The sequence below is a fragment of the Corallococcus sp. AB030 genome, from assembly GCF_003668965.1.
GTDB lineage: Bacteria > Myxococcota > Myxococcia > Myxococcales > Myxococcaceae > Corallococcus > Corallococcus exiguus.
Window position 1 is genome coordinate 36,550 of the sequence record NZ_RAWQ01000002.1, and the last position, 17,171, is coordinate 53,720.

Consider the following 17,171-nt stretch of genomic DNA (forward strand, 5'->3'; position numbering starts at 1 on the left):
TCTTCGCCCCACCTTCTTCACCGACCGAGCACCATGAGCGACATTCGCAACCGGATCGCCCACCTTCCTCCCGAAAAGCGCGAGCAACTGCTGCGCAAGATGGCCGAACGGCAGCAGGCCTCCGGTGCGCCGGCGAAGGACCTTGCACCAGCCCCGAGGCCCGCGCGCGCGGCGTCCGAACCGTCGCCGCTGTCCTTCGCCCAGCAGCGGCTGTGGTTCCTGGACCGGATGGAGCCCGGGACGACGCTGTTCAACCTCCCGGCCGCGTTCCGCCTGCGCGGGCCGCTGGACGTGACCGCCATGGGGCGGGCCTTCAACGCGCTCGTGGAACGCCACGAATCGCTGCGGACGCGCTTCATGGAACAGGACGGCCAGCCCGTGCAGGTGGCGGATCCGTCACTGACGCTGGTGCTGGCACCGGAGGACCTGACGGGCCTGCCGCTGGAGCAGCGCGAGGAGCAGACGCGTAAGCGGATGGCGGAGGAGGCGCGACGGCCGTTCGACCTGACGCGCGGACCGCTGCTGCGCACCCGGTTGCTGCGGCTCTCTCCGGAGGAGCACGTGCTGCTCCTGACGATGCACCACATCGTCTCCGACGGCTGGTCCATCGAAGTGCTGATCCGCGAGGTGGGCGTCTTCTACGAAGCCTTCGTCGCCGGCACCGCGCCAGTGCTCCCAGCACTGCCGTTGCAATACGCGGACTTCGCGCGCCAGCAGCAGGGACGCGAGGGCGAGGCCCTGCGGCGTCAGCTGGACTACTGGAAGGCACGGCTGAGCGGCGCGCCGCAGGTGCTGGAGCTGCCCACGGACTTGCCGCGTCCGGCCGTGCAGACGTTCCAGGGGGCGGAGCTGCGCGTGGAGCTGCCCGCCGCGCTGGTGGAGCAGCTCAAGTCGCTGGGCCGGCGCAGCGGCGCCACGCTCTACATGGTGCTGCTCGCGGCCTTCCAGACGGTGCTGCACCGGTACTCGGGGCAGGACGAGGTCTGCGTGGGCACGCCCAGCGCCGGCCGGAGCCAGGCCGAGTTGGAGGGCCTCATCGGCTTCTTCCTCAACACGCTGGTGCTGCGCACGGACCTGTCCGGCGATCCCACCTTCCTGGGGATGCTGGGCCGGGTGCGCGAGGCCGCGACGGGCGCGTTCGACAACCAGGACGTGCCCTTCGAGAAGCTGGTGGAGGAGCTCCAGCCCCGGCGCAGCCTCAGCTACACGCCGCTGTTCCAGGTGATGCTCATCCTCCAGAAGCCGCAGGGCCGTCCCCAGTTGGGAGGCCTGGCGCTGGAGGCCATCAAGAGCACCGCGGGCCGGTCGATGTTCGACCTCACCCTGTCGCTGGTGGAGGTGGAGCGTGGCGGGCTCGTCGGTCACATGGAGTACAGCACCGACCTGTTCGAGGAGGCGACCATCGCGCGCCTCACCCAGCACCTGCGCACGGTGCTGGAGGCCGCCATCGCGCGCCCCGAGGCGCCCCTGGCTTCACTGCCGCTGATGCCCGAGGCCGAGCAGCGTCAGGTGCTCCTCGACTTCAACCGCACCCACGCCGACGTGCCGCTCGACGCCTGCTTCCATCAGCTCTTCGAAGGCCAGGCCGACCGCGCTCCCGACGCCGTCGCCGTCCGCGACGCGTCTTCTTCCTTCAGCTACCGCGCCCTCGACGCTCGCTCCAACCGCCTCGCACACCACCTCGTCGCCTCTGGCGTCCAGCCCGATTCCCTCGTCGCTCTGTTGGCCCCTCGTGGCTGCGACTTCGTCGCTTCCAACCTCGGCGTCCTCAAGGCCGGCGCTGCCTGGCTGCCCCTCGACCCGCTCCACCCGCCCCAGCGCCTCGCCCAGATTCTCTCCCTCAGCCGCGCTCCCTTCGTCCTCGTCGCCGATGTCTTCGCGCCGCTGCTGGCGTCCTCCCTCGCGCTGTTGCCCGAGGACTCTCGCCCGCGCGTCCTTTCGCTTGAAGCTTCCCTGAACGCGGACGTTCCCTCTTCGCGCCTCTCGCCTCGCGCGTCTCCTTCGCACCTCGCCTACGTCATCTTCACCTCTGGCTCCACCGGCACTCCCAAGGGCGCCATGGTCGAGCAGCGCGGCATGCTCAACCACCTGCATGCCAAGGTGCTTGCTCTCGGCCTCGGGCCCACGGACGTCGTCGCCCAGACGGCCTCTCAGTGCTTCGACATCTCCGTCTGGCAGTCCTTCGTTGCCCTGCTCGTCGGTGGCCAGACGCTGGTGCTTGGCGACGACGTTGCCCACTCTCCTAGCTCACTGCTTGATGCGCTGGAGGCCCACGCCGTCTCCATCGTCGAGTCCGTCCCCTCCCTGCTGAATGCTCTGCTCGAGGAAACGGACTCTCGCGGCGCTGCACGTCCCGCGCTTTCTCGCCTGCGCTTCATGCTTCCCACCGGAGAGGCCCTTCCCGCCGAAACCGCTCGCCGCTGGCTTCTCGCGTGGCCCGCCATTCCCCTCGTCAACGCCTACGGCCCCACCGAGTGCTCCGACGACGTCACCCACGCCTTCCTCTCCTCACCTCCGGCCTCTTCCGTTGTCCCCATCGGCCGCCCTGTCTGCAACACCCGCCTCTACGTCCTCGACTCCCTCCTTCGGCCCTGCCCCCTCGGCATTCCGGGCGAGCTCTTCGTCGCGGGTACGGGTGTCGGCCGCGGCTACCTCTTCGACGCTTCCCGCACCGCCGTCTCCTTCATTCCGGACCCCTTCGCCTCCTCACCCGGCGCGCGCCTCTACCGCACCGGTGACCGCGTCCGCTGGCTGCCTGACGGCTCCCTCGACTTCCTGGGCCGCATCGACTTCCAGGTGAAGCTGCGCGGCTTCCGCATTGAGTTGGGCGAAATCGAAGCCTCTCTGCGCCAGCTGCCCGCCGTGCGTGACGTCGTCGTCCTCGTTCGCCAGGACTCCCCCGGTGACGCGCGTCTCGTCGCGTACCTCTGCCCGCGCCCGGGCCTGCCTCTCGACGTCTCCGAAGTCCGCGCGTCGCTCGCCTCGCACCTGCCCGAGTACATGGTGCCTTCGGCCTTCGTCCTCCTCGACACCCTGCCCCTCAGCTCCAACGGCAAGGTGGACCGCAAGGCCCTTCCTCTCCCCGACGCAGACGCCTCTCTCGCCGCATCCTTCGTCCCGCCCCGCACGCGCACCGAGGCACTCCTCTGCGGCCTCTTCGCTCGCTTGCTGCGGCTGGAGCGCGTCGGCATCGACGACGACTTCTTCGCCCTCGGTGGACACTCACTCCTCGCCACCCGCCTCGTCGCCCACGTGCGCGAAGCCCTCGGCCTGGAGCTGCCCCTTCGCGCTCTCTTCGAGGCCTCTTCTCCCGCGCTCCTCGCCCAGCGCCTCGACGCCCTTCGCGACTCCTCCTTCTCTTCTTCCGCGCCTCCGCTGCGCCCCACACCTCGCGATGGCGCGCCCCCGCCTCTCTCCTTCGCCCAGCAGCGACTCTGGTTCCTCGACCGCTGGCAGCCCCAGAGCGCCTTCTACAACGTCCCCTCCGCGCTCCGGCTCCTCGGCGCCCTCCACCTCCCCGCGCTCCAGTCCGCCTTCGACGAGCTGATCCGCCGTCACGAATCCCTGCGCACCACCTTCGACTCCACGGAGGAGGAGCCCCACCAGCTCATCCACCCGGCGCGGTCCATTCCGCTTCAAGTCATCGACGTGAGCAGCCTGCCCACCGCCGAGCGGATGCCCGAGGCGCGCAGGCTCGCCGACGCGGAGGCGCAGCGGCCCTTCGACCTGTCGGCGGGACCGGTCCTGCGGCTCACGCTGTTGCGGCTGGAGGAACAGGAGCACGTGCTCCTCGGGGTGATGCACCACATCGTCTCGGATGATCGCTCCATCCAGGTGCTGCTCCGCGAGGTGGCCGCGCTCTACGACGCCTTCCAGCGGGGACAGCCGTCACCGCTTCCACCGCTGCCGGTGCAGTACGCGGACTACGCCGTGTGGCAGCGCTCCTGGCTTCAGGGCGACGTGCTCGACGCGCGGCTCGGCTGGTGGCGCCAGCAGTTGGACGGGATGCCCCAGGCGCTGGAGCTGCCCACGGATCGCCCCCGGCCCGCGACCCAGGGCCACCGCGGCGCCGTGAGCGAGACCCGGCTGCCGCGCGCCCTCTCCGATTCCCTGCGCGCCTTCCACCGCCGCGAGGGCGTCACGCCCTTCGTGACGCTGCTGGCGGCCACGCAGGTGCTGCTGCACCGCTACTCTGGCCAGGAGGACTTCGCGCTCGGCACGCCCGTGGAGGGCCGTGAGCAGCAGGGGCTGGAAGGGCTCATCGGGTTCTTCATCAACACCGTGGTCCTGCGCGCACGGCCACGGCCGGGGCTCTCCTTCCGGGAGCTGCTCGCCCAGGCGCGCGAGTCCACGCTCGGCGCGCTCGCGCACCAGGACGTGCCCTTCGAGAAGCTGGTGGAGGCGCTCCAGCCGAAGCGCGACCCCAGCCGCTCGCCGCTCTTCCAGGTGATGATCATCTACCAGCAGGGGCTGGAGCTCACCGGCGCGATGCCGGGCCTGACCCTGCTCCCGCTGGAGGTGGAGAGCCGCACCGCGCGCTTCGACCTGTCGCTGGCCTTCACCGACCATCCCGAAGGGCTGGGCCTCTCCTTCGAATACAACACCGACCTCTACGACGCGGCCACGGTGGCCCGCATGGCCGGCCACCTGCAGGAGCTGCTCACCGGCATCGTGGCGCGGCCGGAAGCGCCCCTCTCCGAGCTGCCGCTGCTCACGCCCGCCGAGCGCCAGACGCTGCTCGTGGCGTGGAACGACACCGGCACGCAGGCACAGGCCGGAGCGAGGCTGCACGAGCTCGTGGAGGCACAGGTGGACCGCACGCCGGACGCACCGGCGGTCGTGTTCGAAGGCCAGCGGCTCACGTACCGGGATCTGGACACCCGCGCCAACCAGCTCGCGCACCACCTGCGCTCGCTGGGCGTGGGCCCGGAAGTGCCGGTGGCCGTGTGCGTGGAGCGCTCTCTGGAGATGGTGGTGGGCCTGCTCGCCATCCTCAAGGCGGGCGGCGCCTGGGTGCCGATGGATCCGTCGTACCCGGCCGAGCGCCTGGCCTTCATGCTGGAAGACGCCGCCGCCCCGGTGCTCCTCACCCAGAAGAGTCTGAAGCCCTCACTGCCCGCGACCTCCGGGCGCGTGGTGTGCCTGGACTCGGACTGGGACATCGTCACGCGAGCGCCTACGCACCGGCCCCACGTAACCATCGCGCCCGAGGGCGCCGCGTACATCATCTACACGTCGGGCTCCACCGGCCGGCCCAAGGGCGCGCTCAACACCCACGCCGCGATCCACAACCGGCTGGCGTGGATGCAGTCCGCCTATTCGCTCACACCCGGTGACGCCGTCCTGCAGAAGACGCCCTTCGGCTTCGACGTCTCCGTGTGGGAGTTCTTCTGGCCGCTGATGACTGGCGCGCGGCTGGTCATGGCTCGCCCCGGAGGCCACCAGGACGCTGCTTACCTGGCGCGCACCATCGCCGAGGAGCGCATCACCACGCTGCACTTCGTGCCGTCCATGCTCCAGGTCTTCCTGGAGCAGCCGGGACTGGAATCCTGCGCTTCCCTCCAGCGCATCTTCTCCAGCGGCGAAGCCCTCCCCCCGGATCTCGCGCGGCGCTGCCTGGAGCGGCTGCCAGCGCGGCTGTTCAACCTCTACGGCCCCACGGAGGCTGCCGTCGACGTCACGCACTGGACATGCGAGCACGGCGACCCGTCGCGCACGGTCCCCATTGGCCGACCCATCACGAACCTGCGTCTGCACGTCCTCGACGCGGGACTGCGCCCCGTGCCCGTGGGCATCCCGGGCGAGCTCTACATTGGAGGCCTGGGCCTGGCGCGCGGCTACCACCACCGGCCGGACCTCACCGCCGAGCGCTTCGTGCCGGACCCCGTCGGCACACAGCCCGGTGCGCGCCTCTACCGGACGGGAGACCTGGCGCGCTACCGGCCCGACGGAGCCATCGAGTACCTGGGCCGCACCGACTTCCAGGTGAAGCTGCGTGGCTTCCGCATCGAGCTGGGCGAAATCGAAGCCTGCCTCGGCCTGCACCCCGCCGTGCGCGAGGCAGTGGTCGTGGCGCGCGAGGACGTGCCGGGCGATCCGCGTCTGGTGGCCTACGTGGTGCCCGGCCCGGGCCAAGAGGCCGACACGGCCACGCTGCGCCAGCACCTCCAGCAGCGGCTGCCCGAGTACATGGTGCCCGCGGCCTTCGTGGTGATGGCCGCGCTGCCGCTCTCCGCCAACGGCAAGCTGGAGCGGAGGGCACTGCCCGCGCCCACCACCGCGTTGGAGGCGACGCGCACCTCCGCCCCGCCACGGACCCGCACGGAGCAGCTGCTGTGCGGCCTCTTCGCACGCGTGCTGCGGCTGGAGCGCGTGGGCCCGCACGACGACTTCTTCGCGCTCGGTGGCCACTCCCTGCTCGCAACGCGCCTGGTGGCGCGCGTGCAGGAGACCTTCGGCGTGGAGCTACCCCTGCGCGCCTTCTTCGACGCGCCCTCGGTCGCGAAGCTCGCCGTCCTGGTGGACGCACGGACTCCCGAGGAAGGTTCCGCTCCGGCCCCTCGCCCCGTGCCGCGCGACGGCGCGCTGCCCCTGTCCTTCTCCCAGCAGCGCCTGTGGTTCCTGGATCAGTGGCAGCCCGGCAGCCCGCTCTACAACATCCCCGCCGCGCTGGAGCTGGAGGGAGAGTTGGACGTGGGCCTGCTGGAGCGTTGCTTCCAGGAGCTCATCCGGCGCCACGAGCCGCTGCGCACGACGTTCCTCCAGGGCGAGCACGGCGGAGAGCAGCGCGTGCACGCGGAGGCCGCCGCGCCCCTCACCGTGATTGACCTGGAGGCGCTGCCCGCGACGGAGCGCGAGCAGGAGGCGCGCAGGCTCGCCGTCGAAGAGGCGCACCGGCCCTTCGACCTCGCCCGTGGCCCCTTGATGCGCGTCACGCTGCTGCGCCTGGAGCCCCGGCGCCACGTGCTGCTCCTGACGCTGCACCACATCGTCTCCGATGGCTGGTCGCTGGAGGTGCTCCTGCGCGAGCTGGCCGTGCTCCACGACGCCTTCCTGCGCGACGAACCTTCACCGCTTCCACCGCTGCCGGTGCAGTACGCGGACTACGCTGTGTGGCAGCGCTCCTGGCTCCAGGGTGATGTGCTCGACGCGCAGCTCGGCTGGTGGCGCCAGCAGCTGGACGGGATGCCCCGGGCGCTGGAGCTGCCCACGGATCGGCCGCGTCCCGCGCTCGTCACATCGAAGGGTGCGGTGGCCACCCGCCGGCTGCCGCGCGACCTGTCGGACGCACTGCGAGCCTTCCACCGCCGCGAGGGCGTCACGCCCTTCACCACGTACCTGGCCGCGCTCCAGGCGCTGCTGTTCCGCTACTCTGGCCAGGACGACCTGGGCGTGGGCACGCCCGTGTCCGGCCGCGGGCGCCCGGAGCTGGAGGGGCTCATCGGCCTCTTCATCAACACGCTGGTGCTGCGTGCCCGCATCGACGGCGAACGTTCGTTCCGCGAGCTGCTCGCCCAGGCGCGTGAGGCGGTGCTGGGCGCCTTCTCCCATCAGGACGTGCCCTTCGAGCGACTGGTGGAGGTGCTCCAGCCGGAGCGCGACCTGAGCCGCACGCCGCTGTTCCAGGTGATGCTGGTCCACCAGCACGGCCTGGAGCTGGAGCGGGCCCTGCCGGGGCTGACGATGCGCCCGCTGCCCGTGGAGGGGCGCACCGCCAAGTTCGACCTCACCCTCTACGTCACCGACAGTGAGCAGGGCCAGCAGTTGGGACTGGAGTACAACGCCGACCTCTTCGAGCCGGACACCGCGGAGCGGCTGCTGGGGCACCTGGAGGTGCTGCTGCGCGACGTCACCGCCCACCCGGAGCGGCGCGTGGCGGAGCTGCCGCTGCTCACCGAAGCCGAGCGCCACCAGCACCTGGTGGAGTGGAACACCCCGCGCGAGGGCTTCGCGCGAGGCCCCACCCTGCACCAGCGCTTCGAGGCGCGGGTGGCCCTCACGCCGGACGCCCTCGCCGCCACCTGCGGCGAGCAGCACCTCACCTACCGGCAGCTGGACGCGCGCGCCAACCAGGTCGCGTGGCGCCTGCGCTCCTTCGGCGTGGGGCCGGAGACGCTCGTCGGGCTGTGCGTGGAGCGTTCGCTGGACATGGTGGTGGGCCTGCTCGCCATCCTCAAGGCAGGCGGCGCCTACGTCCCCATGGATCCGTCGTACCCCATGGATCGCCTGGCCTTCATGCTGGAGGACACCCGCGTCCCGGTGCTCGTCACCCAGACTTCTCTCCAGGGAGCGCTGCCGGCGCACGGCGCACACGTGGTGCTGCTGGACGACCGCGGCCTCGAAGCGGAGCCCGTCCACGCCCCCGACGCGGGAGTCGCCCCGGAGAACCTGGCGTACGTCATCTACACCTCCGGATCCACGGGCCGGCCCAAGGGCGTGCAGCTGGCGCACGAGCAGGTGGTGCGCCTGATGACCGCCACGGAGCCCTGGTACGGCTTCGGCGCACAGGACGTGTGGACGTTCTTCCACTCGTACGCGTTCGACTTCTCCGTCTGGGAGCTGTGGGGCGCGCTGCTGTACGGCGGGCGCGTGGTGGTGGTGCCCTACTGGGTGAGCCGCTCGCCGGAGAGCTTCCTGTCGCTGCTGCGCCGCGAGAGGGTGACGGTCCTCAATCAAACGCCCTCCGCCTTCCGCCAGCTGCTCCACGCGGACGCGACCTCCGACGAGCCCGGCGCGCTGTCCCTGCGCTACGTCATCTTCGGCGGCGAGGCCCTGGAGTTCGCCAGCCTGCGGCCCTGGTTCGCGCGGCACGGGGACGCGCGGCCCCGGCTGATCAACATGTACGGCATCACCGAGACGACGGTCCACGTCACCTACCGCGTGGTGCACACGGCCGACGCGGAAGGGGGCTCGGGCAGCATCGTGGGTGTGCCCATCCCGGACCTCCAGACCTTCGTCCTGGACTCGCGCCTCCAGCCCCAGCCCGTGGGCATCCCGGGCGAGCTGTACGTGGGAGGCCCGGGCCTGGCGCGCGGCTACCTCCACCGTCCAGAGCTGACAGCGGAGCGCTTCGTGCCGCACCCTTTCGCCACGCGCCCCGGAGAGCGCCTCTACCGGACGGGAGACCTGGCGCGCGTACGCGCCGACGGGCAGCTGGAGTACCTGGGCCGCTCGGACCTGCAGGTGAAGATCCGCGGCTTCCGCATCGAGCTGGGAGAAATTGAAACCGCGCTGGCCTTGCACCCCTCCGTGCGCGAAGCGGTGGTGGTGGCGCGCGAGGACGCGCCGGGCGGCAAGCGGCTGGTGGGCTACGTGACGCCCGCCGTGGGCCAGACGCCAGACATCGAAACGCTGCGCCAGCACCTTCAGCAGCGGCTTCCGGACTACATGGTGCCCGCGGCGCTCGTCGCGCTGGAGTCCCTGCCGCTCACGTCCAACGGCAAGGTGGACCGAAGGGCGCTGCCCGCGCCGGAGCTGGAGCGCTCGGTGGGGACGCCGTTCGTGGCGCCTCGGACAGAGGTGGAGCAGCGGCTGGCGGACATCTGGGCGAAGGTGCTTCGCCGGGAGAACGTGGGCCTGCACGACAACTTCTTCGCGCTGGGCGGAGACTCCATCGTCAGCCTGCAGATCATCGCCCGCGCGCACCGCGTGGGCCTGCGCCTCACGCCCCGGCAGCTCTTCCAGCACCCGACCATCGCGGAGCTTGCGCCGCTGGTGGTTCCGGCGGACGTGCCAACCGGGGAGCAGGGGCCGGTGGTGGGTCCGGTGCCGCTCACACCCATCCAGCGCTGGTTCGTGGAGCGCGAGCTGAAGGCACCGCAGCACAACAACCAGGCCATGGTGCTGGAGCTGCGCCAACCAATGGAGGTGCCGCTGCTGGAAGCGGCGCTGGGCCACCTGCTCGCGCACCACGACGCGCTCCGGCTGCGCCTCACCCGGACGGCGGAGGGCTGGCGGCAGACCTGCGCCGAACCCGGTCCCGGCGGAGTGGTGGTGCGGCGGGTGGACGCGGCGCGCCTGGAGCAGGTCGCCGGGGAGTTGCAGCGCGGCCTGTCGCTGGAGGACGGCCCGCTGGTGGCGGCGGCGCTGGTGGACCCGTCGGAAGAGAAGACCGGACGCCTGCTGCTCGTCATCCACCACCTCGCGGTGGACGGCGTCTCCTGGCGCACGCTGCTGGAGGACCTGGCCACGGTGTACCGGCAGCTCCAGGAGGGGCGCGCGGTGTCACTGCCCCCCAAGAGCACGTCCTTCAAGGCGTGGGCGGAGCGGCTGGTGGCGCACGCCCATTCGCCAGCGGTGACGGCGGAGCTGCCCTTCTGGTTGGACGCGTCCCGTTCACGCGTGCGCCCGCTGCCCCGGGATGGTGCCGGCGGTGACGCCACCTTCGCGACGGCGCGAGGAGTGACGGTGTCGCTGAGCGCGGAGGAGACGCGCCTGCTGTTGCAGGACGTGCCGGCCGCGTACCGGGCGCGCATCGACGACGTGCTACTCGCGGCGCTGATGCAGGCGTTGGCGGTATGGACAGGCCAGCCGCGCCAGTTGGTGGACCTGGAGGGCCACGGCCGCGAGGACCTCTTCGACGACGTGGACCTGTCGCGCACGGTGGGCTGGTTCACGGCGCTGTACCCGGCGCTGCTGGAGGTCCCCTCGGAGGCCAGCCCGGGAGACGCGGTGCGCGCCGTGCGCGAGGCGCTGGCGAAGGTACCGTCGCGCGGACTGGGCCACGGCCTGCTGCGCTACCTGCGCGAGGACGAAGCGGCGAGGCGGCTGCGCGCCCTGCCCGCGGCGGAGCTCAGCTTCAACTACCTGGGCCAGTTCGACACGGACTCGCGCGCCGAGGGCCCCTTCACCCTGGTGCGTGAGTCCGCGGGCCCCACCATCGGCGAGTCGGAGCGACGGCCACACGTGCTGGAGGCGGGCGGCTACGTGCTCTCCGGCCGGATGGACCTCTTCGTCAGCTACAGCGAAGCGCTCCACTCCCACGCCACCATCCAGGCGCTCGCCACCGCCTGGGGCGACGCCCTGCGGAGGATCATCGCCGGTCGCTTGGGCACGGACGCGGAACGGCGCACCCCCGCGGACTTCCCGCTGGCCCGCCTCGCCCCGAGCGCCCTGGAGCGCATCCTCCAGACGGCGCCGCTCGCGAGGGACATCTACCCCCTGTCGCCCATGCAGCAGGGCATGCTCTTCCACGCGCTGTTCGAGCCCCAGGTGGGCATGTACCTGGAGCAGCTCACCTGGACGTTCCACGCGCCGCTGGACCGCGACGCCTTCCACCGCGCCATGGACCGGCTGGTGGAGCGCCAGCCGCTGCTGCGCACCGCGCTCTTCTGGGAAGGACTGGCCGAGCCGCTTCAGGTGGTGAGCGCCCGCGCCCCGCTCCCGTGGCTGGAGTTGGATTGGCGCGACGCGTCCCCGGCGGAGCAGCAGCTCCGGCTGGAAGACTTCCTGGCCCGCGATCGCGCCCAGGGCTTCGACCTGTCACGTCCGCCGCTGATGCGGCTGGCGCTCATCCGCCTGGAGGAGAACGTCACGCGCATGGTGTGGACGTACCACCACGTGTTGCTGGACGGGTGGAGCCTGGGCCTGCTGTTCCAGGAGCTCTTCACCACCTACCAGGCGCTCCTGCGCGACGAGCCTCTTCCGGACCGGTCCAGCCCTCCCTTCCGCGACTACGTGGCCTGGCTCCAGCGCCGGGACGACGCCGGTTCGGAGGCCTTCTGGCGCAAGTCGCTGCGAGGCTTCACGGAGCCCACGCCCCTGCCCCTCGCCCGGCCCGTGAGCGCGGACGCGGCGCCCCTGGCTCCCGGCGAGCGGGAGATCCACCTGAGCGCGGAGCGCACCCTGGAGCTCCAGGCGTTCGCCCGCGACCACCAGCTCACGCTCAACACGCTGGTGCAGGCGACGTGGGGCCTGGTGCTCGGCCGCTGCGCGGGCACGACCGACGCTGTCTTCGGCACCACTGTCTCCGGACGTCCGCCGGAGCTGACGGACGTGGAGTCCATGGTGGGCCTCTTCATCAACTCCCTGCCGGTGCGCGTGCGGATGGATCCGGACGTGCCGGTGCTGCGGTGGTTGAAGGAGCTTCAGTCATGGCAGGCGGAGATGCGCCAGCACGAGCACAGCCCACTGGTGAAGGTGCAGGGCTGGAGCGAGCTGCCGCGCGGCTCGTCCCTCTTCGACAGCTTCCTCGTCTTCGAAAACTACCCGGTGGACACGTCCGTCATCGAGCGGGGCAGCGCCCTGGCGATCCGCGACATCAGCTTCCTGGAGCGCATCAACTATCCGCTCGCGGCGATGGTCATCCCCGACCGCCAGCTGCTCCTGCGACTGGGCTACGACCCGGCGCGCTTCAGCGCGGAAGCCATCGACCAGCTCCTGTCACACTGGAGCACCGCACTGGAGGCGGTGCTCGCCTCACCCGACCAGCCGCTGGGCGCGCTGTCGCTCTTCACGGAAGAGGCACGGCGCCAGGTGCTGGTGGAGTGGAATGCCAGCGACGTGGCCTTCCCCCAGGAGCGCCTCGTCCACCAGCTCTTCGAAGCGCAGGTGGCCCGCACTCCCGACGCTGCCGCTCTCGCCGCTGGCGACGACACCCTTTCGTTCCAGCAGCTCGACGCACGCGCCAACCAGCTCGCATGGCATCTGCGCGCTTACGGCGTCGGTCCCGAGACCCGAGTCGCGCTCTGCCTCGAGCGCTCCTTCGATCTCGTCGTCTCCATGCTCGCCGTCCTCAAGGCCGGCGGCGCATGGGTGCCGCTGGATCCGACGCTTCCCTCGGACCGCCTCGCCTTCATGCTCGCCGACTCCGGCGCCCCCGTGGTCGTCACCCAGGATCATCTGGCGGATGAGCTGCCGGCGCACGGCGGGGTGCTGGTGTGCGTGGACGCGGATTGGAATCAGGTGGCCTCGCGCTCCACCCAGCCGCCTCCTCCACGCTCCCTGCCCGATTCGCTCGCCTACGTCATCTACACCTCTGGCTCCACCGGCAAGCCCAAGGGCACCCTCCTCACCCACCGCGGCCTCGCCAACACCGCCCTCGCCGCCGTCCGCGAACACCACTTCGACTCCTCCTCCCGCGTCCTCCAGTTCGCCTCCATCGGCTTCGATGCCTGCGTCTGCGAGGTCTTCTCTTCCCTCCTCGCAGGCGCCTGCCTCCACCTTGCTCCTCGCGAGCAGCTCCTCCCAGGGCCGCCCCTCCACTCCCTGCTCCGCGACCGCGCCATCTCCGCTGTCACCCTCACGCCTTCCGTCCTCGCTCAGCTCGACCCCACGGGCCTCGACTCCCTGCGCATCGTCATCTCCGCGGGTGAGGCGCTCCCGGCTGCCGTCGCCTCACGCTGGGTCCACCCCCAGCGCCTCCTGCTCAACGCCTACGGCCCCACTGAAGTGACTGTCTGCGCTTCCATTGAGTCGCAGCTCATTCCCTCTCAGCCCACCATCGGCGCTCCCTTCCCCAACGTCCGCCTCTTCGTCCTCGACGCCCTCCTTCGCCCCGTCCCCGTCGGCCTCCCCGGTGAGCTCTTCGTCTCCGGCCCTGGCGTTGCTCGCGGCTACCTCGGCCAGCCCTCCCTCACCGCGGAGAAGTTCATTCCCCATCCCTTCTCTCGCGAGCCGGGCGAGCGCCTCTACCGCACTGGCGACCGCGTCCGCTGGCTGCCCTCCGGCCGCCTCGAGTTCCTCGGCCGCCTCGACTCCCAGGTGAAGCTGCGCGGCTTCCGCATCGAGCCCTCCGAAGTCTCCTCCCTCCTTCGCGACCACTCCTCCGTCCTCGACGCCTTCACCCTCCTTCGCGAGGACTCGCCCTCTCTCCACCGCCTCGTCTCCTACGTCGTCTCGCGCGACGAGTCCCCCGACGAAGCCCCACTGCGCGCGATGCTCAAGGCGCGAGTGCCGGAGTACATGGTGCCGGCGGCGTTCGTGTTCCTGGACGCGCTGCCTCTCACCGCCAGCGGCAAGGTGGACACGCGCGCGCTGCCCGTCCCGGGCACTCCGCCCGCACGGGCGGCGCTCCAGGTCGCTCCTCGCGACACGGTGGAGGAGCTGCTCGCGACGCTGTGGGCGGAGCTGCTGGGCGTGGAGCGCGTGGGCATCCACGACGACTTCTTCGACCTGGGCGGCCACTCGCTACTCGCCACGCAACTGGTGGCGCGCCTGCGCGCCGTGTTCGACGTGGACGTATCGCTTCAGGAGCTGTTCGACCGCACCACCGTGGCCCGCCTCGCGGATCGGCTCCGGGCCCCGCACAGCGATTCACTCGCGAGGCCGCCCCCCATCACGTCCTCCCCGGAGGACGGCGAAGTCCCCCTCTCGCACGCGCAGGCCGCCTACTGGTCTCCGGAGCGCATGGGCGCGGGGAGCGTCTACAACCAGGTGCTCACCCCGCTGCGCATGGACGGCCCCCTGGACGTGGAGGCCCTGAGGCGCGCGATTGAAGAGGTGGTGCGCCGCCACGAACCGCTGCGCACCACCTTCCCCAGCGTGGACGGTCAGCCCGTACAGCGCGTGGCCCCGCCCACGGAGTGGGAACTCCCCATGGAGGATCTCCGCCCCCTGCCCGAGGACACGCGCGAGCAGGCGCTGATGTCTCGGCTGGAAGAAGAAGGCTGGCGCCCGTTCGACATGGAGCACGGGCCGCTGATGCGCACGCGCCTCTTCCGCGTCACGGACAGCCGCCACGTCCTCATGCTCGCCGTCCACCACGCTCTCACCGACCAGGTGTCCGGCGGAGTGATGCTGCGAGAGCTGACGGCGCTCTACCCTGCCTTCCGCGACGAACAGCCCTCGCCGCTGCCGGAACTCGCCGTGAGCTACCGCGACTACACCCGCTGGCAGCGCGAGTGGATGCGCGGCGAGGTGCTGGAGCACCACCGCAACTGGTGGAGCCGCCGCCTGGAGAAGCCTTTGCCGGCGTCGCTGCCCCTGGACCGCCCGCGCCCGGAGGCCGGCACCTTCCGCAAGGGACGCCACGGCTTCACGCTCCCGCCCGCGCTGTCCGCCAGGTTCCACACGCTGGCCCGGCGCGAGAGCGTCACCCCCTTCTTGCTGGGGCTGGCGGCCTTCAAGACGTTCCTCGCGCGGACGCTCCAGTGCGGCGACACGGTGGTGGGCATCGTGCACGCCAACCGCCCGCGCCCGGAGCTGGAGCCGCTGGTGGGCATGTTCGCCAGCTACCTGCTGCTGCGCACGGACCTGTCCGGCAACCCCTCCTTCCGAGAGGTCCTGCGGCGCGTGCGCGCCAGCTACCTGGAGTCCTCCGAGCACCAGGACCTGCCCCACGCGGAGCTGGTGTCGCTGCTGCGTCCAGGCGTCGTGGACCGCCGCCCGCTGAGCCCGCTCGGCTACGTCTTCCACGCCTCCGCCGCGCCAGCGGTCACCCTGGCCGGGCTGGAGATCCAACCGCTGGACGCGGACCTGGGCCTGCTGCTCAACGACTTGCAGTTGCTGCTGACGGACGGCCCGGAAGGACTCACGGGCCAACTGGAGTACCGCACGGAGCTCTTCGACGCGACGACGGTCGCGCGGATGGTGGACGCGCTCCAGGCGCTGTTGATGGAGGTGGTGGAGGAACCGGACCGGCCCCTGGGGTCGCTGGCCCCGCCCCCTTCGGACTCGAAGTCACGGGAGGTCGCATGAGCACGAGGACCCGGCTGTACCTGGAGGCGGAGCCGTTCCAGAGCGTCGCGGGCGCCATCAACGCCTGGATGGAGGAGGAGCTGCGAGCGCTCGGCCACGACGTCGAGCGCTTCAACCGCCACTACCCCAACACGGGGGACTCCGGCATCCCGGTGGCCAACGCGCGGCGCGTGCTGGCGCTGCACTCCCGGCCCGCCGCGGACCTGGCCGTCTACTGCGACATGGGCCTGGGCATCCGCGCGCCCAACAGGGAGCTGGCGCGGCGGACGTTCGTGTTCTTCCACGGCCTCCACGGCCAGCCCACGACGTGGCTGGGCAACCCGCTCATCGACCTGTACGGGGCGCTGTCGCCCTACATCCACGACACCCTCACGTCGCTGCTGCTGACCCCGGACTGGTCCGCTCGGCGGTGCCTGGATCCGCGCGGGGCCGCGAACGTAAGCACCCTCGTGCCGACGTTGCCGTGCCTGGAGGCCCCCGACGGCGAGGGGCGCCTCCCCGGCGTCGAGCTGCCCCGGACCGTGCAGGAGGCGCTGGACCGCGGCGAGGTGCTGGGCCACGCCATCCAGCCCGGCAAGGCGGACTGGCAGTCCGTCTGCGCCATCCTCCTGGGCCTGCGCGCGCAAGCCCGCGAGCACGGCCATCCTCCCGTGCGGCTGGTGGTGGCCGCCCAGGACTTCGCGCTGCTGCAACACGTGCTCCGCTTCGACTTCCCCTTCCAGGCGCACGCGCTCGCCCAGGCGCTTCAGGCCGCGGACGCGACGCTGGAGGATCTGCTGCTGCCCGTCCCGCACCTGAGCCAGCCCGCCCTCTTCCGCCTCGTGCGCGAGGCCCGCTTCGGGCTCTGCTACAACACCACCCCGGAGCCCTTCGGGATGTACGTGCTGGAGTCCGTGCTCAACGGCTGTCCCGTCTACACCAACGGGGCGGGCAACAACCGCCACGCGCTCCCGCCGGGCCACGGCATCCTCGTCCACGAGACCGAGGCGATGGCCGCTGGCGCCCCGGACGCCTACGCCTCCCTGGCGGCCCGCATCTTCCAGGACGTGCTCGCGCCAGCGCCCCTGCGTGAGGCCTGCCAGCGGGGCGCCGCGCTGATCCGCCGCACCTTCACCCGCGCCGCCTTCTCCTCCAGCGTCCGAGCCTGCATCGCCCGGCTGGAGTCGGACCCCGCGCGGCCGGACTGGGCGTTCGAGGACCTGGTCGTGCGGCTGAGCCCCACCGTGCGCCGGCTCGACGCGGCCAGCGGGCGCTTCCGCTCCGACTACCGCGATGATCGGCTGGGCGAGGAGGAACAGGCGCTGCTGCCGCGGGTGCTGGGCAACTCCGCGGGCGACGTCCTGCGCGGGGCCCCCCCGCTCGCGCCGCTGGAGGCGCTCTTCGACAAGGGCGTGCTGTCGCTCGCGACTCCGGAGTCAGCCCGCCCGCCAGGGTCCACGCCGGGCGCGTGGGCCTGGTACCCGCCGGACTCCGCCTTCCTGGAGCCCTCCCTCCTGCGCGACCCCGGCCCGCGTTAGCCGCCCCTTCTCCCAGGT

General features: G+C 71.5%; 2 protein-coding genes. Both read left to right on the forward strand.

All coding sequences use genetic code 11. The features are described from left to right. Positions 1 to 33: 33 nt before the first annotated feature. Complete coding sequence (locus D7Y15_RS00730) at positions 34 to 15,636, forward strand: non-ribosomal peptide synthase/polyketide synthase (RefSeq protein WP_121751391.1); 15,603 nt, start codon at positions 34 to 36, stop codon at positions 15,634 to 15,636. After that, a complete protein-coding gene (locus D7Y15_RS00735) occupies positions 15,633 to 17,153 on the forward strand; it encodes a hypothetical protein (RefSeq protein WP_120574210.1) in 1,521 nt (506 codons plus the stop codon). Before D7Y15_RS00730 ends, D7Y15_RS00735 begins: the two co-directional genes overlap by 4 nt. Positions 17,154 to 17,171 lie beyond the last annotated feature (18 nt).

Excerpts from the sequence above, each read along its gene's own strand:
- D7Y15_RS00730 (WP_121751391.1), top strand. The coding sequence starts at position 34 with ATGAGCGACATTCGCAACCGGATCGCCCACCTTCCTCCCGAAAAGCGC.
- D7Y15_RS00735 (WP_120574210.1), top strand. The coding sequence starts at position 15,633 with ATGAGCACGAGGACCCGGCTGTACCTGGAGGCGGAGCCGTTCCAGAGC.